The organism is Chitinophaga sp. LS1 (genome assembly GCF_034274695.1).
Taxonomy (GTDB): Bacteria; Bacteroidota; Bacteroidia; order Chitinophagales; family Chitinophagaceae; genus Chitinophaga.
The window spans coordinates 876,984-895,076 of record NZ_CP128362.1 but is presented as its reverse complement, the minus strand read 5'-3'; the positions used below and the strand labels follow the sequence as shown (position 1 = coordinate 895,076).

General features: G+C 33.9%; 14 protein-coding genes and 1 pseudogene. 5 read left to right on the top strand and 10 right to left on the bottom strand.

From position 1 onward, the window contains the following. Positions 1 to 14: 14 nt before the first annotated feature. Positions 15 to 977 (top strand): transposase, encoded by a 963-nt coding sequence (locus tag QQL36_RS03635; protein ID WP_321568951.1) that lies wholly within the window; start codon positions 15 to 17, stop codon positions 975 to 977. A 101-nt stretch (positions 978 to 1,078) separates the two neighbouring features. On the opposite strand, the pseudogene QQL36_RS03630 reads toward QQL36_RS03635, so the two are convergent. The 5 genes and pseudogenes from QQL36_RS03630 to QQL36_RS03610 form a co-directional block, all read right to left on the bottom strand. Continuing rightward, positions 1,079 to 1,222 (bottom strand): annotated as a pseudogene (locus QQL36_RS03630) (transposase); the annotation flags it as partial. Positions 1,223 to 1,434: 212 nt separating this feature from the next. Next, the gene (locus QQL36_RS03625; RefSeq protein ID WP_321568950.1) at positions 1,435 to 4,059 is read right to left on the bottom strand and encodes a protein kinase domain-containing protein; all 2,625 of its coding nucleotides are present in this window, start codon (positions 4,057 to 4,059) and stop codon (positions 1,435 to 1,437) included. Positions 4,060 to 4,152: 93 nt separating this feature from the next. Beyond that, positions 4,153 to 5,268 carry a hypothetical protein gene (locus tag QQL36_RS03620; protein ID WP_321568949.1) on the bottom strand — a complete coding sequence of 372 codons (1,116 nt, stop codon included), beginning with the start codon at positions 5,266 to 5,268 and terminating at the stop codon, positions 4,153 to 4,155. 329 nt (positions 5,269 to 5,597) lie between these two features. Beyond that, positions 5,598 to 7,277, bottom strand: a complete 1,680-nt coding sequence (locus QQL36_RS03615; RefSeq protein ID WP_321568948.1) for an NAD(P)/FAD-dependent oxidoreductase — start codon at positions 7,275 to 7,277, stop codon at positions 5,598 to 5,600. Between the two features lie 362 nt (positions 7,278 to 7,639). Next, positions 7,640 to 8,638 (bottom strand): AraC family transcriptional regulator, encoded by a 999-nt coding sequence (locus QQL36_RS03610; RefSeq protein ID WP_321568947.1) that lies wholly within the window; start codon positions 8,636 to 8,638, stop codon positions 7,640 to 7,642. Between the two features lie 164 nt (positions 8,639 to 8,802). Between QQL36_RS03610 and QQL36_RS03605 the strand changes: the two genes are divergently transcribed. From QQL36_RS03605 to QQL36_RS03595, 3 genes are read left to right on the top strand one after another with little or no spacing between them, the layout of a single operon-like run. Next, positions 8,803 to 10,188, top strand: coding sequence for a sugar porter family MFS transporter (locus QQL36_RS03605; protein WP_321568946.1), 1,386 nt, complete (start codon positions 8,803 to 8,805; stop codon positions 10,186 to 10,188). Further along, entirely contained in the window at positions 10,185 to 11,024 is an 840-nt protein-coding gene (locus tag QQL36_RS03600) for a phytanoyl-CoA dioxygenase family protein (RefSeq protein WP_321568945.1), read from the top strand. Before QQL36_RS03605 ends, QQL36_RS03600 begins: the two co-directional genes overlap by 4 nt. A gap of 1 nt (position 11,025) precedes the next feature. Beyond that, entirely contained in the window at positions 11,026 to 11,820 is a 795-nt protein-coding gene (locus QQL36_RS03595) for a sugar phosphate isomerase/epimerase (RefSeq protein ID WP_321568944.1), read from the top strand. Here the strand turns inward: QQL36_RS03595 and QQL36_RS03590 are convergent. Further along, positions 11,789 to 12,526, bottom strand: a complete 738-nt coding sequence (locus tag QQL36_RS03590; protein ID WP_321568943.1) for a class I SAM-dependent methyltransferase — start codon at positions 12,524 to 12,526, stop codon at positions 11,789 to 11,791. The two genes, QQL36_RS03595 and QQL36_RS03590, sit on opposite strands and share 32 nt — an antisense overlap. A 36-nt stretch (positions 12,527 to 12,562) precedes the next feature. Further along, the gene (locus QQL36_RS03585; RefSeq protein WP_321568942.1) at positions 12,563 to 13,387 is read right to left on the bottom strand and encodes a glycosyltransferase family 2 protein; all 825 of its coding nucleotides are present in this window, start codon (positions 13,385 to 13,387) and stop codon (positions 12,563 to 12,565) included. Between the two features lie 256 nt (positions 13,388 to 13,643). Between QQL36_RS03585 and QQL36_RS03580 the strand changes: the two genes are divergently transcribed. After that, positions 13,644 to 15,167 (top strand): hypothetical protein, encoded by a 1,524-nt coding sequence (locus QQL36_RS03580; RefSeq protein ID WP_321568941.1) that lies wholly within the window; start codon positions 13,644 to 13,646, stop codon positions 15,165 to 15,167. 11 nt (positions 15,168 to 15,178) lie between these two features. Here the strand turns inward: QQL36_RS03580 and QQL36_RS03575 are convergent, their stop codons facing one another. The 3 genes from QQL36_RS03575 to QQL36_RS03565 all read right to left on the bottom strand — a co-directional run bounded on the left by QQL36_RS03575 (position 15,179) and on the right by QQL36_RS03565 (position 18,091). Then, positions 15,179 to 16,036: a hypothetical protein gene (locus QQL36_RS03575; protein WP_321568940.1), complete on the bottom strand. Its 858-nt coding sequence runs from the start codon at positions 16,034 to 16,036 to the stop codon at positions 15,179 to 15,181. Positions 16,037 to 16,754: 718 nt separating this feature from the next. Then, complete coding sequence (locus QQL36_RS03570) at positions 16,755 to 17,246, bottom strand: TlpA family protein disulfide reductase (RefSeq protein ID WP_321568939.1); 492 nt, start codon at positions 17,244 to 17,246, stop codon at positions 16,755 to 16,757. A 38-nt stretch (positions 17,247 to 17,284) separates the two neighbouring features. Beyond that, a complete protein-coding gene (locus tag QQL36_RS03565; RefSeq protein WP_321568938.1) occupies positions 17,285 to 18,091 on the bottom strand; it encodes a glycosyltransferase in 807 nt (268 codons plus the stop codon). Positions 18,092 to 18,093: the final 2 nt, after the last annotated feature.

Genomic DNA, 18,093 nt, shown 5'->3' with positions numbered 1-18,093 from the left:
TATGCTGTTGCTCGTTGGGATACCTAATTGATAATCCTGGAGTAGAAATTATCACCAGAGACAGGTATTCAAATTATGCAAAAGGAGCAACAGAAGGATGTCCAGAAGCAACACAGATAGCTGACAGGTTTCATTTATTACAAAATCTTAGCGAAGCATTGAAAAAGGTACTTAATCGAAATTACAAGGCATACAAGCAAATGTTTGCAACAACCAGCCATATTAAGAAATGCGAAAATATTAATATACCATCAGATTCATTGTCAATCGGCTTAACCTCAGGCTATAATAAAAGATTGGTTCAAATGCAGGAAGTGAAAATGCGATACCAAAAAGGTGAGTCACTTAGAAAGATAGCATCTTCGGTGGGGCTTAATAGGAAAACGGTGGCTAGCTACCTTCAACTTGAAGAACCGCCAATAAAGGCATCTCCTGCAAAATATAATTTTTCAGAATTTACCAGTTATATCCTGGAATTTATCAATAAATCGGAGGACATGCCCATTAAAATACTGATTAATGAGATGAAGAAGATAGGATATAGCGGAGGTTTAACAACAGCATATAAATTCATTAGGGAAAATTTCAAAGTGCACAAAGGAAAATCTAGCCCAACTCTCCCCAAGCATCTATATTTTCCAGCAAAGGCAGCATTATTATTATCTCAATCTCCTTCAAAATTAAGTTCTATTCAGAATGACATAGTAACAAAAATATGTTCTGCAGCTCCGGATATAAAACAAGCTTGTATTCTATCCAGACAATTCAGAAATTTACTGATCTTAAAAAGAGGAAAACTTACTAACAGATTTGAGACTTGGATTGACAAAGCTCTTAAATGTAAAGCATCGGAAATAAGATCTTTTGCAAAGGGATTGTTATCCGACATTTCAGCAGTGCGTAATGCAATTTTATTAAAATGGAGTAATGGGCAGGTAGAAGGACAAATTAATAAACTAAAAACTATTAAGCGTTAGATGTATGGAAGATGTAGTTTTAATCTTCTGAAACGAAGGCTGATAATGAGTTTCGAATAAATTATAAGGAGGTTTCATTCACCAAAATTGACGAAGAACCCCATTCCTCCGTATTTGGCCTTCCAATTGTAAATAGTGGCCTCACTTACTCCATGCTCGCGACTCAGATCCTTTATAGGTATGCCCGCTTCCTGTTGCTTTAAGATGGAAATGATCTGCGTTTCTGTGAATCTTGTCTTTTTCATATTTAACCCAATTAAGTTAGTGTTTTTTTCTAACTCATCATGGGCTTAGAGACGAGGAATCTTACAATTTGTCCAGTTTTTTGTTGCAAATCCACTGTGTATGTTTAATATTAAGAAATCGAGACTTATAAAACCTCGATTTCAATTATTTGCACAGTTTTCTGAAATAGTGTTCCTTATGAAGTTTCCATTGTAAAATCATTGTTATCCTTTTAGTCAAATAAATTAGAAACTCCATCATTAAAATTATACTTTAATAAAAAATGAATAATTCCACTTTGTCCAGTTAAGAGATCGGCATGCGGATTATATGGATCAGTTTGTAGCCAATATTCATATTTATCATGTTTATATGAAGTATGTATTAATAATTGGACTATCCAAGAAGCTCTTTCATGCCATTCTTTATTGCCAAAAGTCTGCCAAGCTTCTAAATAAACTTCTCCGAGACCTGCAACCCCTCTCTCTATCGATGAGAAATCAGCTACTACATGCTGAGGATAAGCATATAAAGTTCCTTCAACTATTTTTTTATATAACGGGTTCTTAGTAATTTTGTAAGCTTTAATGAAAGGGAGTAATAAGAAATACCCGCCTGACTTAAATTCATGAACTTCTTTTGAACTGGATGTTATTTGCCAACGGAATTCTTGTTTAGATCGTTTGCTAATCTTTTTTAAATATTGTAGACCTTTTAATGCGGATGATAAAGCTGTTTCATCATTATATATTTCAACATAATTTAATAAAAACCAAATTATACCAGCAATACCATATGAAAATCCGGTAACGATTTTTGATTTTCCAACATTATTATCAAATCTCCAAGCTCCATTAGATAGTTGTTTATTTATGATTAAATCAATGCAATAATTTAATTTTTCTTTTGTGAATTTTTCTTTTACAATATCCTTGCATTTTAATAATGTGATCCCATACCCGGCGATGCCATATGAGAGATTTAGTTCGCTAGGAATGAAATTCAGACATTTTTGTACTAGTGAGATATTGTGATCATCTTTTGGTAGGAGATGACCTTGAATTAATGAAAGAATGGCTAATGCGAGGCTATAGCTGCCATCAAAGAGGCCTGGTTCCATTTGAGTACTATTGAATATAGTGTCAGAAACTAAAGGAAAATTTTCCTCCAAATTTTCCTTTAATGGTTCTATATTTAATCCTACTTTTGCTGCCTGACCAATTAAAAATATAATACCACTTACTCCTTTTCGGAATCCTGTATATATAGTACGATCTGCTCTAAAATTACCAATAAATGCTTCTTTTGTTGATATTGGGGACGACCAATAATTTTGTGAACTTAGCATCCCCGAATAATTTAATGACAATAAGGAATTCTTAATTATAATTTCTAAAGCTTTCTTGTTAAGTTTTTTTGTATTAATCTTAGGTATAATATCATTTAATCTTCTCTTAAAGCTACTCAAATTCTCTATAATCTTATTAAGATTTGGCCTATTTGACATATTATTATCTAAGCAGGAAGAAATGAGATTATTAATCTCTTCATCACTAATAAAGAATCTTAAGATATTATTTAGAGCATTCTTGTCTGTAAAATTAAACTTGTATGGAGTTATATGAACAAATGACATAACCAATATTGCCCCAATACTGAAAATATCTTGTTGAATTGTAGGATATAATAAATCTTTTTGCTCCGGGGACATATAACCCTCTGTACCTCTTTCGTAAGGAGGAAAGGGATTTGACTCTTTTAAGTCGAATGATAATTCCAGATCAATTAGCCAAACTTCATTATTCTTATCGATAAATACATTTTCTATATTTAAATCTCTATGTATATAATCATTTGCATGCAAAAGATCAACTGCTTTTATAAATTTGATCAGTACATCAATTATTTGATTCTTTTTATAAAAAGATAAATCTTCCCACGTATTTCCCTCATATATATCAGTTAATAGATTGTTAAGTGACTTTCCATCTATAAACTCAAAAACTAAATACGTTTCTTCATATTCTTGAAAAAATTCAATAATATCGGGGATTGGTACTTTCTTTTTTAATTTTTTATGAGTTTCATATTGCCATTTTAATCGATCGCTCATTTGTCTACCATGTATGTCAACTGACATTCCTTTTTTTCCTTCCTTTATTATACATTTTTTGAAATTTAAGAAGCTATGTTGGTAAATACCTTTCATTACCTCACCCTTTACATCCGGTTTAATTGATTTAGTTACTAAATACTTTTCGTTTAAGATTTTTCTTCTACTATTTATAGTAGGTTGGCGGATCTCGTTAAATGGCCATGGTGCCCAGTCATAAAGAACAGGAGGAATACTTTCTTCATCTAAAATCTTGTTTCCTTTATTGTCGAATATGTATTTTTTTTCACTGGCATCTTGTGTGTAGCTACCATATCTTGTGTAAACAAGGCTTTCTAAATGAAAATCTGTAGGAATTTCTGGTCCATTAAAATATTTTGTCATTTCTATCAGTTCCTTTATAAGTGCTAACAACTGATTTTCTTCTTGAAGATATATAGTAATTATTTTCCCTAAATTCTTATAACCAAATAGACCATTTTGTAACATACTATGTATACCACTATTCATAGGGATTAGATATGCTACATTGTAGCATTTTAATCGTGGTAGTAAATACTCAGATAAGGATTGAAAATGAATATCCCAAATAGAAATATTGATTATCCAACCTTGTTTTTGGTAGCTTTCACCTATTTGGTAATAATATCCATTAACTTCCTTCTCTTCTATGCCAAAGCGATTTAAGATTTCGGTATAATCATTGACTATATTAATGGTCCGATCGGAAGAGGATGAGTTCATGATGTTTTTTTTACAGCTCTTAAAAAAAAATAGGATGATCCTATTATAAATAAAAAGAAGAAATATTTCATTACTAATGGTGAAAATTCCTTATTAATTTTTAGGTATTAACGCTTCTTTTAAAAGATATTCAATAAATAAAAATGTAAACGTGATCATTACTAATATCGGGAATAACTGAAATCTTAATGCTATAGGAGATGCGAATACACTAAATATAAAATTTGCTATCCACAACAAGGTTATAAGGAAAATTGAATTTTTAAGAAAGTTACATTTTCTTAATCCATTCAAAAGTAGAAAGCTTAAAATGCCCATTAGAAATATAATGTTCATTATTCCAACTAAAATTGGAAAGTAATTCAAAACATTTACTTTAAAGTCTTTAAATATAGTTGTAAGTTTATTACTATTGTATTGAAACCATCTTTGTGCAATTGGGTGGACAACATCCTTTCCTGTACTATATTGTCCTAGAAATTCTATGGGAGGGACGTAATATTTTAAAGCATTAGGAATCAAATAATATCTTGTGAACGTCCAAGGATAGTTTCTAATTATAAATACTCCATATTCTTTATATATTGGTGCTATTGTTGACCAATGTTTTAGCTCAGATTTATCTAGGCTATCTATATTGAGCTTCTTGTTCATGTATAGGTTCAAGGGTGCTGTAGGCGTCCACATATATACTGTACTAGCTATTAATTTTTCTTCAGGATGATTGGGATTGTTTCTAGTAGAGTCAAAATAGTCCCGTATCATTTTATCAAGTTCTTTAAACTTTAATGGGACTTTTTTTACTTCTTTATTAGGAACAAATTTATATGCATACATGGCGTTGTTCGCCATTTGCCATCCTGAAAAGGGAGTGAATTGTTTATATCCAGATAATTCAAAATATTTCTCTCTGTTGTATTGAATAAAAGAATAGACAATTAAGATTGAAAAAATTAAGCCTATTATTTTAGTAATGATTTTCTTTTTATAAAGGAGAAATGCTACGAATGATATGAGCGGATAATATAGCGCATTATATCTTATTGTAAATGCAAGAAATAATATTAAGGCATGAAAAATGATGAGTTTTATATTTGGACTATAAATTATCCATAGTAAAATAGTAAACCAAATGATACTTAAGGAAAGAAATAGAGTATCGCTAGATATATAATTAGCTAAATATAAAAATACTGGATTAAATAGCATGAAAACGAATAAAAATATTTTAGTTATTTTCAATGGATTATGTAGGTAAAAAATTGAAAATAACATAAACAATATACTTGCTTGAAGTAATACGTATTGAAATATGACAAGAATTGTATCTGAATGACTAAAGACACTAAATAGTCTTAAGAATCGCGGGTAACCAATTGGATAAATGTCAATATCTTTATTTAAATAAGCTGATTGCAAGTATGCATAAGAATCACCATTGATATAACTAGCAAAAGGATACCAATATTTAAAAAAGAGTAACTGAACTATAATTCCTAATATTGCAATTAGTATTAAATTTCTATTTTCAGAATCATTTATGAGAAATTCTTTGAAAGTTTTTTTTTTTCTATTGTAGACGAGAATGAATTAGGTTCTTTTGTTTCTTCATGGTATTCCTGTTCCGTATTTATTGACCAAATATTTTCCTTTGTTGTAATTTCCTCAATAATATTATCAACAGCGACCATTGCTGTAAGCATTGAATGATCTGCATTGTTATATTTATGCATTCCGTTTCTTCCAACAAGAAATAGGTTTTCAAAATTATCTGTAAAATGTTTAATTTGATCGAAATTTTCGTAAGTTCCGAAATAGGCTGGATAGGTCTTTTCTACGCGCAGAACTGTGCTGTCCAGTACATTTGAACTGTTAGCTAAGCCTATTTTTTCTAATTCTGTGATAGCTAGTGATTTAATTTCTTCATCAGGTAATTTCCAAAAGGTGTCGGTTTCATTGCAGAAGAATTCCATGCCAACCCAAATAGTGTCTGGATCATTGACCATAAATGGGCTCCAATTATTGAATATTTGTAACCTGCCAACAGTTACTTCTTTTTCCTGAATATAAATCCATGTATCTTCCAATTTTAACGGCTTCCATTCTCCTGATTTTTTATCCAAGTATGATAATCTCCTTAACAATATTCCCACTGTTATGAAATCTCTATATTGAAGACCATTCGCTGTTGTAGAAACCTCTTGAGGTACGTTTCCTTGAATACCTGAAATTAACTCTTTAACAGGCATAGTACTAAAAAAATAATCTCCTGGATAGATCTTTTCTTCTCCGTTGGTTTTATCAGTTACAGAAATACCGACTATCTTATTGCCCTCCGTATGTATCTTTTTTACATCATGATTCATATAAATGATGCCTCCCATGTCAACGACCTGCCTAGCCACTTCTTCCCATAGTTGACCAGGGCCATATTTAGGATAGAGGAATTGTTCGATCAGACTTGTTTCTGTATCTTTTTGAGCAATATCATTTTTATTTTTCTTTTTGTTGAGTTCTTGTACCGCGTGCTGTATAGCTTTTCGAATACTTACACCTTTAATCCGTTGTGCACCCCATTCAGCTGATATTTCATTGCAGGGTACCCCCCATACTTTCTCAGTATAGTCTTTAAAGAATAATTTGTATAGAGTTTTCCCAAATCGATTGATCATGAAATCCTCAAGACTTTTTTCAGGCGTTATTGGAAATATTTGTGCTTGTAGGTAAGAGATTAATATTGCAATGGTTCTGCCAATTCCCAATTTTCTTAATGTTTCAATAGAAAGTGTAATGGGATATGTAAAGAATTTTCGCAAGAAATAGATTCTGGATAACCGCTTTCTTACAAGCATAACTTTGTCATCATTTGCTTTTCCATTCCTTTCAGAGGAACTATTTACTTGTCGTGATTTATTTTGATAGCTAATCGTGAATTCACTTTCGGTTCCATGTTCAATAGGTAGGATATTCATCCACCAATTCATGACTCTATCCGATTTGGAAAAGAATCGATGTCCACCAATATCCATTCTATTGCCTTTATAATTGATGGTTTTAGAAATGCCACCGATGTCATTACTTTTTTCAAATATTATAGGTATAATATCGCTGCGTTTCAGCAATTCATAGGCAGCAGTTAGACCGGCTGGTCCAGCTCCAATTATAATGGCATATTTTTTCGAATTCATATCAGTATCATTGATAAATGGAGTACTCATGGGGTTAACGATATTAGGTTTATTGAAGAGGGTGATAATAATGAGTTAACAAGGTAATTCCAAATTTAGGGAGTGTACCTGTAATAAAAATAGGAGATAAAGAAAGAATTTATGAGGTAGATAATACGAGGCTAAATTTGTTCGATGAACTATATGACTTGGCTAAGATAACAATGTCCCGATTAGAAAATCGGGACGTTAAATATTCCTCAATATACCATTAAATGTTCTTATACTTTTAAATAGAGATAATAATAAGATCCACTATTATCTCTGTATAAAGTTACTAGCTCTCATCCTTAAAGCAATTGGATAAATAGCTTTAAGTTTGGATAAGAGGAAATATTATATTTATTAGCTTACTATGCTAAATTTTTTCTACGTAACTCTCGCGGACTGTAAGAAAATCTTTTCTTTACGGCATACGAGAAGCTTGAATAATCAGTATAGCCAAATTCATCAGCCAGATCTTGTAAAGGAATATCAGATTCGGTCAACTTTCGATAAATGATACTCATCCTGGCATTTTGAAAAAAATCATATACTGTTACACCATGTCGTAACTTAAAGATGTCTTCCAGCTTTTTCTCATTTGTTCCTGCGAACTTAGATAATTGTCGTAAGGTTGGTGGTGAGGGCTGATGTAAATGTTTTAATAGGTGCACTTCTGTTCTTTCACCTCTTTCATGGTCTGCGGCACTGAGCCCGTTATTGTCAGTAAGATAACGTGATAGCATATCTAATGATTCAATAATAAGTTCTGTGGTTTTTTGTTCGCGGTATTTTTCTCCAGCTGTGCTGGGCAAATTTCTTTCGTTAATATCTCTTACGATGTTTCTTAATCTTTCATGGGCTACCATGTTGTGGTCTAATAGCGTAACCGCATGTCCACTATTTGTCTTTTCCAGGAATGTGCTGATAACGGGAAAACTGTCTTTTAATTCCTGCAAAGCCACAATTGGAATATGCACATTTATAGCAGCATAGACACCAGCACTTTTGAATCTAATAACATGTTTCAAACGGCGGGACACCACTATATTTAAGTGATGCTCACTAGCAATACTTTCAGTGGTGTCAAAGACATAATGCATGCTTCCTTTGATGGTGTAATGCAATAGCAGATCGTCTACGTTAGCTGTTATCTTGAAATCTGCAGGCTTAGACAAAATAAAGTGACTAATCCAGGCAGTATAACCAGCACTAGCAATCTGTTGGCATATCAGATGTCCAAAGCTTTCACTTTGAGCATAAAATGGCTTTGCTCCTTGTAAGCGGTAGCTGGCAAAGCTGTCAGGCAGGCCAGGGGAAAACAAAATGGGCTGCCCTATGAGGGTTGTAATGGACAATGGTAGGGTCATTATTGGCAAATTAAGGAGAGATACTGCTATAAGATTTCCTTTTAAATAAAAAAAACATATTAAACTGAATAAGTACCTGCTGAAATTGAGCTTTAATGAATGCTATGGCCGATCAATAAAACAATAATTGGGGTATTATCTGTATAGCTAATTTACAATTAAAATTGTTTATTTTTTCAATAATAAAGTGGCTAAATGCGATTTTAGAAGCGGGTACCTTCATTCTCATGAATAATCGCTTTGTAATACTCATTAGTGCTACTGCCGCTCTTGGAGGATTATTATTTGGATTTGATACTGCTATTATATCCGGTACGATACCTTATATACAGGCCTATTTTAAATTAGATGCTGTCATGATTGGCTGGGCTGTTAGTTCAGGGTTGATAGGTTGTGCTATGGGGTCTTTAGCTGCTGGCGGTTTAGCAGATAAGTATGGTAGAAGGAATTCCCTTATTATCTGTGCTTTGCTATTTGCTATATCAGGTATTGGAGCCGCGATCAGTAAGCAGTTCTTTTTGTTTATCATATTTAGAATTATTGGAGGATTGGGCGTTGGAGCAGCTGCAATGGTTTCTCCCATGTATATAGCGGAAATAGCTCCAGCGTCGCAACGTGGAAAATTGGTAGCCCTGTATCAACTGGCTATTGTAACGGGAATATTGTTAGCCTATTTCACTAATTATGCATTAAATGGTACAGGAGAATATAATTGGCGGTGGATGTTTGGTACACAACTGATTCCTTCTATTCTCTTTTTATTGATGTTGTTATCTGTTCCGGAAACACCGCGTTGGTTAGTGAATAATGAGCAGGTTAAACAGGCTGTTATTGTATTGCAGAAGATCAAGAATAGTTTGGATGTACAGCATGAGCTTACACAGATTCAATTAAGCTATTCTGAGGGTGAAAAAAGTTCGATTTCCAGGTTATTTGATAAAAAATATTCTAAAGTATTAATAGCAGGTGTACTGTTAGCTATTTTTCAACAGGTGACAGGTATTAATGCTATTTTGTATTATGCTCCTGTAATTTTTAATCAAACTGGATTGGGTAATAACGATTCATTATTATACACAATTATTATTGGACTGGTGAACGTTGTATCTACTTTTATCGCAATTGGATTTGTTGATAAGGTTGGGAGAAAAAGATTTTTGGTAATGGGAAGTGTATTAATGGGTGCTTCTTTGATTGTTGTGGCCATATGTTTTTATTTTCAATTTTATAAATATTACCTCATTCTTATTTCAGTGCTGGTATATGTGGCTAGCTTCGGTTGTACACTGGGGGCTGTTACCTGGGTGTACCTTTCTGAAATATTCCCCAATCGCATTCGAGCACTTGCTTTATCACTTTCCACATTTGCATTATGGTTGGCAGATTTCGCTATCAGTTATAGTTTTCCGGTAATGACGGCTCACTTTAGCACATCTATAACCTTGGGGATTTATGCTGGATTTTGTTTGATCGCATTTATTTATATGATAGTTAATATTCCTGAGACAAAAGGAAAATCGTTGGAAGAAATTGAAACTTTATTTTTATGATTACAACTACACAGGTAAATCAATATAAAGAGAAAGGATACCTGGTTATCCCTGATCTCTTCAGTAAAGAAGAAATAGCCGCTTTAAGAAAAGAAACTGCGGATATCTTTAGAGGTAAAAGAGGGGTAGTGGAAGGGATGATTGATACAGATGATGATATTAGCGATGAAGAAGTATTGAAAAAATACGTCGCTATACATTTTCCGCATAAGATCTCTCCTGTTATCTATAAAGCGTTATTTCATAAAGGTGTAATTGACGTATTAAATGGCATCATTGGTCCGGATGTTAAATGCATGCAGTCGATGCTATTTGTGAAAGGACCAGGTAAAGCTGGTCAATCCTGGCACCAGGATGAATTTTACATTCCAACCCGTGACAGGTCATTGACTGGTGTATGGATTGCTATTGATGATGCTAATGTAGAGAACGGTTGCCTTTGGATTATTCCGGGTAAACCTGGTTACATCATGCGAAGAGTAGAAAATTCAAGTAAGGAATACGCCGATGTGGATACTGTAGATGTTACCCGATTTGATAAGGATAGTATACCTGTAGAAGTAAAGAGTGGATCTGTGGTATTTTTTCATGGTTATACATTGCATAGCTCGCTCCGTAATAAAACTGACGATTGTTTCCGAACTGCTTTGGTGAATCACTATATGAGTGCTGATTCTATGTTGCCATGGGATCAGGATGGACATTTACCTGCTACAGAGGATTTAAGAGATATCGTATTAGTGTCTGGGAAAGACCCTTACGTTTGGAAAGGTACGGTAGACTTAAATAAACCATATCTCCGTCCGGAAAAATTGATCATTAAAACTACCATTTAAAGTGAAAATTCAATTTTTTTGCCCCCGTTGGGGAAGTGAAAACCTCTCCTGGAAGGATTTCATGATAAAGGCAAAGGCTGCAGGGTATGATGGGATTGAGTATGCTATTACTTCAGACACTGATGATCAAACATTGGATGAAGTTTGGAATCTGGCAGAACAGCATAAATTACTGATGCTTCCTCAACATTTTGATACCTGTAGTCCAGATTTCAATGAGCATTATGACTTATATGCCGCTTGGTTGGAATGGATAAATCCTTATCCTTTTGTGAAAATCAATTCGCAGACAGGACGAGATATTTTTACATTTGAGCAAAATAATGCTTTAATTGATTTGGCTGGCCCGAAGGTAGTACATGAGTTGCATCGGGGGAAGTTTAGTTTTGCTGCCCATGTGACTAAGGAATATTTAAAGGCTAATCCTGAGCTGAAGCTTACTTTCGATATTTCGCATTGGGTGGCAGTGGCTGAATCATTTCTTGGCGACCAGCAGGAGGCTGTGCAACTGGCAATTGAACGAGCGCAGCATATTCACGCCAGGGTGGGATACCCAGAAGGGCCTCAGATACCTGATCCAAGATTACCGGAATGGCAGGAAGCGGTAAAGATACACTTGGGATGGTGGACGCGCATCGCGGAAAGATTTAATAATGATGAAATATTGACTATTACAACTGAATTTGGACCATTCCCTTATTTAGTACATGATTATAGTCAATGGGATATTAACCTACATATGATGAGTTTATTGAAGAAGCAACTTATTCCTTCTCCGATTTTCTCCCCACTATAATTACCGAAAGCCCGACACTATTGAAGGCTAGTTTGTCAGCTAACCGGAATATTGGTACGAGTTTATTATAAAAGGTCAATTGACCTGCTGGTAGCGTTTTCTTACGTAAAACTGTACCTGATACAAACCATCCCAATATTCCGGCCAGGTTGAAATACCAGGATTTTATTATCTCAAAATTTTGTGATTGGAACAATTTTCTAACCGTTGTTTTATTATATCTCCTGAAGTGTTCCAACTCCTTGTCAAATCCATTATATAAAAGTTGCCAGGCTGGAACAAGAATAATCAAATGTCCACCAGGAGATAGTAGTTTTTTACAGTTAGCTATTGCCAAGTGGTCATCTTTGATATGTTCTACTACGTTTAATGCAAAAACAGTATCAAATCTGCCAATTAAGGGACTATATCTAGATTCAAAATCGCTATCAGCTAAATCAATTTGGAAAACGCCTCCAACTAATGGTTGATTAGCGAATTTCTGATCCAGGAGATTGCAATAGTGATCGCTGTAGTCACTTACGCATAAGGGAATGCCATGGTCGATAAAACAGGTAGATATATTGCCTATTCCACTCCCGATTTCAAGAATTCTCCCCTTTGTAAAAGGTCGTATTGAATCAAACATCCAGTCATTTAAACGGTTAGCTATACTTAAATGCTCAAGAGTAGATATACCTACCTCGTCTATTGTTGATCTTGCCATTATTTGATGGTTTGCTTGTTGTGTATATAAATCTATTTAGTTATTTTTTGATAAGGGTACTGCTGCTTTTTTGTTAACAATACTATTGGTTTGGAAACCATATTTAACAATGCAGTAAATAGTACGGACGCCATCTTTCCAGTTTATCTTTTTACCTTCCTGATACGTACGTCCATAGTAGGAAATGCCTACTTCATAAATTCTTATCAAGGGAATACGGGCAATTTTTAATGTTACCTCAGGCTCAAACCCAAATCTTTTTTCCTTGAGGGGCAGTTGTTGAATGAAATCGGTCCGAAATACTTTGTATCCTGTTTCCATGTCTGTAAGGTTTAAGTTAGAGAACATGTTGGATAGAAAGGTCAACACCCTATTTCCTATAGTATGCCAGAAGAAGAGGATACGATGCGGATTACCGCCCATAAAGCGGGAACCATACACGACATCTGCAAATCCATGTACAATTGGTTTCAATAGTGTATTATATTCGAATGGATCATATTCTAAGTCAGCATCCTGGATCAACAAATATTCACCTGTAGCCTGCAATATCCCTGCATGAATGGCTGCTCCCTTACCACTATTAACTGGCTGTACAGAGTATTTAATTAGCATTTCATTACAATTTGACATGTAATCTTTGACCACTTCCTCAGTTTTATCTTTGGAGCAATCATTTACTATGATCACTTCTTTCTCAATTTCATGAATGAGTCTTACATCCCGAATTTTGTCCAGTATTTGGGTAATTGTTTTCTCTTCGTTATAAGCGGGAATAATAATAGATAATCGCTTAATGGATTTGCGATTATTCATAATATCACTTGTAATTAATTCTGTACTATTTGGAGTGTGTTGCATATGCAGGGTTTTAACAAAGCAAATACTGGTAATTCTACAATGCCGATGGGTATGGATTAGCCAATGGATCTATTATATCTTAGAATGGTTCAGGAATTACAAATAAATGAACTCTTACTGAAATGTGGTTGCATGAGTGGAAATTGCTTTTATTTTTAGTAATGAAAAGTTTTGTTTTTTAAATTTGACTAACTTAGATAGGTGTGTTGGACTGCGAAAAGGATATTACCTATGTTAACTCAAAACCTCACTTAAAATGCCAACAAATAATCTTGAGAAGGACTTTGTTAATTATGCTTTAAGGACACCGGCCAACCAGCTATATATTGCTTTTAGTATAAGTCTAAGCTTTGCCGCCTGGATTGTGTTTAAAGTGTTTTATCCTAATCCTAATATTATTTTCGATTCTTATTATTATATATATGCCGCTTATTTTAATGATGATGTAAGCGCATGGCCGGTTGGTTATTCTAAAATATTGAGGTTAATTGGTTGGTTTTCTCATTCGATTGATGCAGTACTCATTGTGCAGTATATTTTTCTTCAATGCTCTTTTTTATTTTTTTCCCTCTCTATTCGCTACATATTTAAAATTTCAAGTTGGACATCGGCTATATTGTTTGCTTTCTTGTTTCTGAATCCTATATATCTCTACACATGCAATCTGGTTCTTTCTGATGCAATATTCCTGGGGCTAAGCTTGATGTGGTTGATAAATTTGTTATGGATTATTTTTAAGCCTCGGCCTTATATGATTATTATACAGGCTTTATTGTTGTTCATCACTTTTACTATCAGGCATAGTGCATTATTTTATCCAATTGTTGGATGTTTTGCATTGTTATTAAGCAAACAACGAATCGTCTATAAAATGGTTGGAATAGTTCTTCCTTGTGTATTAATAGGTGGATTTATGTTATTTAGTATACATGAGAACAACAAATTATTCGGTATTAACCAATTTTCACCCTTTCAAGGATGGAAAGTGGCTAGTAATGCATTGTATATTTATGAACATGTAGATTCGAATGAAGTAAAACCGGTACCTCCGAGATTTAAAGAATTAGATAGTTCAGTACAAAGTTATTATCATTCTAAACATATGCCTGTAAGTATATTTAATCCAGATCCATCATGGGGCAGCTACTACATGTTTATGTACCCTTCTCCCTTGCTTACCTTCCGGGATAAGAAGATGGGTCCAGAGAAGAATTTTTTAATTAATGTGCGCACGTTATCTTTATTAGGACCCTTATACAAAGATTATGGTTCATATATATTGAAGCAATACCCTTTAACTTATGCACGTTATTTTGTTTTGCCTAATATCAGTATTTACATGATGCCCTATCCTGAAGTGTACTTTGATAGCATCAATCCTTTTCGTATACAACAGGATACTCTAGGAAAAGTAGCAAACAAATGGTTTGGTAATTACTCAGTCAGCGCCTCCAGGGAAGTAATATCATTTAGAGCAGCCTTATTTTCACAATATCCATTATTAAATACCTTTATACATATTCTGTTTTTAATTGGATTGGCTGGATTTGTGGTATTAAATGGATATCAAAAGATAGAAAATGTCTTTGCAAGATGTGTGTTGTTAGTCGGCTTGCTGTGGGTAACTAATTTTTTCTTTATAGTCATTGCATCCGCTAGTTTGTTGAGGTACCAGCTTTTTATTACAGTTGTGGAGTTTACGTTTATGTTGATATTTGTGGAGTTCGTGTTTTTGTCAGATAATAAAAATTACCCTTTGATTAAAAAGGGTAATTTTTAAAGTAAATAATGTTAAAGTGCTGCTGCAATATCTTTATTAACAAGAGGTGATTTTTCGGTAGGTGTTATAAAACTTTTTCTGATCATGAAGGATAATAATATGCCTCCAAAAGATAAAGTAAATATAAAAGGGAATACCTGGTACCTCAAAACGATGGGTGATGCAAAGACGCTGAATAATAAATTAAATATCCAGATTGAAATAAGTACATATAGTGTTTTCCTATAAAGGGAAGGTATTTCTTTAAAACCATTCAAAAATATAAATCCCCATAATCCGGTAAAGAAAAAAATATTTATTATAGCTAGTAAGGGAGGGAAAATTTGAGTCAATGTAATCTTGTTATCTTTGGAAAAACCATGTACTTTATTGGTTTTATAACCAAACCATTGAACCGCACCTGCGTCAACAGAATCCCTTCCCATATTATAAAATCCCAGGAACTCAGGATTAGGTGCATAATAGTTAATCAGATTTGGTAAAACATAGTATTTAGTGAATTCAACCGGGAATTGCTTAATTAACCATGTACCATATTGATTATATAAAGTCGCTACTTTTGCCCACCGTTTTAGATAAGGGGTAATACTATCATTTTTATATTTAGTAATAAGGTAGCTTTTAAGAGGCGCTTTCTCATCCCAGAGGTAATAAATGCCTAATTCGTTATCAGGCCTTTTATCATACCTGAGATGGTTCAAAGAATCCAGGTGTTTGACGGTTATGTTATGTAGTGTTTGGAGCTTTGGCGGAACTGTTTCTGTTGTTTTAGGAGAAACATGTGCATACATGTAAAGTGCATTGCTCGCCATCTGCCAACCACCAAACGGGGAATACTGCGTTGTATTTGTCTTTTCTCTATATTCCATTATGGTGCAGCCTAAGAAAACCAGGACAGGTACCAACACTAAAGAAAGGTGAAGAGATTTATTTTTTATAGAATCTTTGTTGAAGAGCACTACAATGGCACTAATTATTGGATAGTATAAGGCATTATACCTGATGGAAAATACAAAGAAAAGTATTAGCCCGTGCAGCAATAAAAGGTCTTTACCCGGGTGATAGATTATCCAGATTAATGTAGTTAGCCATAAGAGGCTCATCGAAGCAAATAGTGCATCGCTGGATACAAAATTACTAACATATAGCCATAATGGGTTTAAGACTAGTAAGATCGCTACGATCCTAATGGTCCATTTGTCAGGGTTCAACAAATATCTGATAGTAAGTATAAAAAATAAGATGGACGATTCAAGTATTATATATTGGACGAAGAATAATCCTTTGTCCGTATGATTGAATACACTTATGAATCGTAAGAATTTAGAATACCCAACCGGCCACATATTGATGTTCCAATTTTCTTTGGCAGCTTCAAGATATGAGTATGAATCAGGTAAAAAATTGGGGAAAGGATAACAGTTTTTGAAAATGTAAAAAAGACATAACACGGAAACAGTAGAGAAGAATAAGATAATCTTGTTTTCATTATCCTTCCAGGTCCAGTCTTTAAAGGTTTTTGGGAATATATTTTTTTCAAAGATCATTGTATGGCTATTTTCAATTGTTGTAATGTTTCAATCAGGTTTATTCTCTGGCATATTTTGTGATATCACCTGAATTAATTTGACCCACAAATGCTGCTTTTAGAAGATGGTCCTTTCCATAAATTAGCGTGGTTGGAACTGAATGTACATCAAAGTGATTGCTGATGAAATATTCGCAATCCTGTCCAACCTGGAGATTGCTAAAACCGAATAGATGGTAGGCATCAACCACTTTTTGCATGTAACTAAGGCTGTCGGGCGTGACGAAATAGAATTTTATGTCTTGCATTTCATCCATGTTGTCAAAAATATCCTGAATTTCTGCCCTTGAATAAGGACATTGGGTGCCAAAATATAAGAAAACAGTGGGTGAGTTGCCTTTTATTGTATCAGTCCAGACCAGGGATTGGCCATCGCGTAATAAAAATTTAAAACCAGGTATGGGTTGTCCTTCTTTTCCTATCACATCAGGGACCCTGGCATAGCAACCAATTAATAAAATGGTAAGCAGGAATATTATGGCGTTACGCATCGGTAATGATCTTATGGGGTGATTGAATATAATTAAATTTATTGTGCAATATTTTTGTGCATAAGATTGCCAGGTTTTCTATAGTCCTGGTAGAGACCATAGACATCCGTTTTATTTTCTTTATCCATATAGTAATTGGCTATTCTATAAAATTCAAATGGCAATTTTATGACGTCATGAATCGTCAACTTTGAATCACCTTTTTCTATCCATGTATGCAATGGCAATTCATAGCATATTTCATCTACCTTAGTTTTACTTTGAAGGATTCTTTTAAAAATTTCGACATCAAATAACCATCTTGATATAAATGCTTCTGAAAATACCTGGTGAGCAAAATCCGCCCGGAAGAATTTAGCGCCACATTGACTATCATAGATCGGGATTCCCAGATATATACTTATGGCGGTAGCTACTATGCGACCGAAATAGTGACGAGAGTGAAATCTATGGATATTTGCGCCTATTCTTGCTATGCGTGATCCAAAGATCATTTTGAAATTAGATTTTTGGAGTGCTTCTATAAAATAATCTACCTCATCAAACGGCGTGGAAAGGTCTGCATCCATGAAGCCGATTATATTATTGGTATTATTGGTCGTTTTTTCTAAAATTCCTCTCCTGATAGCTTCTGCTTTACCTACATTTTTCTTTAAATGAAGGATAGACACTTTTTCAGGAAAATCTCTTTTTATATATGCAAGTACTTTGAGGGTTTTATCTGAACTACCATCATTTACAAAGACCATTTGCCCCTTATAGTTTAATAAGAAGGATTTATAATCATTGATAGGAAGCCTTTTCTCTTCATTATAGCAGGGTATAACAATAGTCATGTTTTCCATAA

Coding starts and splice junctions, on each gene's coding strand:
- QQL36_RS03625 (WP_321568950.1), bottom strand. CDS start 4,059: ATGAACTCATCCTCTTCCGATCGGACCATTAATATAGTCAATGATTAT.
- QQL36_RS03620 (WP_321568949.1), bottom strand. CDS start 5,268: ATGCTATTTAATCCAGTATTTTTATATTTAGCTAATTATATATCTAGC.
- QQL36_RS03615 (WP_321568948.1), bottom strand. CDS start 7,277: ATGAGTACTCCATTTATCAATGATACTGATATGAATTCGAAAAAATAT.
- QQL36_RS03610 (WP_321568947.1), bottom strand. CDS start 8,638: ATGACCCTACCATTGTCCATTACAACCCTCATAGGGCAGCCCATTTTG.
- QQL36_RS03600 (WP_321568945.1), top strand. CDS start 10,185: ATGATTACAACTACACAGGTAAATCAATATAAAGAGAAAGGATACCTG.
- QQL36_RS03590 (WP_321568943.1), bottom strand. CDS start 12,526: ATGGCAAGATCAACAATAGACGAGGTAGGTATATCTACTCTTGAGCAT.
- QQL36_RS03585 (WP_321568942.1), bottom strand. CDS start 13,387: ATGCAACACACTCCAAATAGTACAGAATTAATTACAAGTGATATTATG.
- QQL36_RS03580 (WP_321568941.1), top strand. CDS start 13,644: ATGCCAACAAATAATCTTGAGAAGGACTTTGTTAATTATGCTTTAAGG.
- QQL36_RS03575 (WP_321568940.1), bottom strand. CDS start 16,036: ATGGAATATAGAGAAAAGACAAATACAACGCAGTATTCCCCGTTTGGT.
- QQL36_RS03570 (WP_321568939.1), bottom strand. CDS start 17,246: ATGCGTAACGCCATAATATTCCTGCTTACCATTTTATTAATTGGTTGC.
- QQL36_RS03565 (WP_321568938.1), bottom strand. CDS start 18,091: ATGGAAAACATGACTATTGTTATACCCTGCTATAATGAAGAGAAAAGG.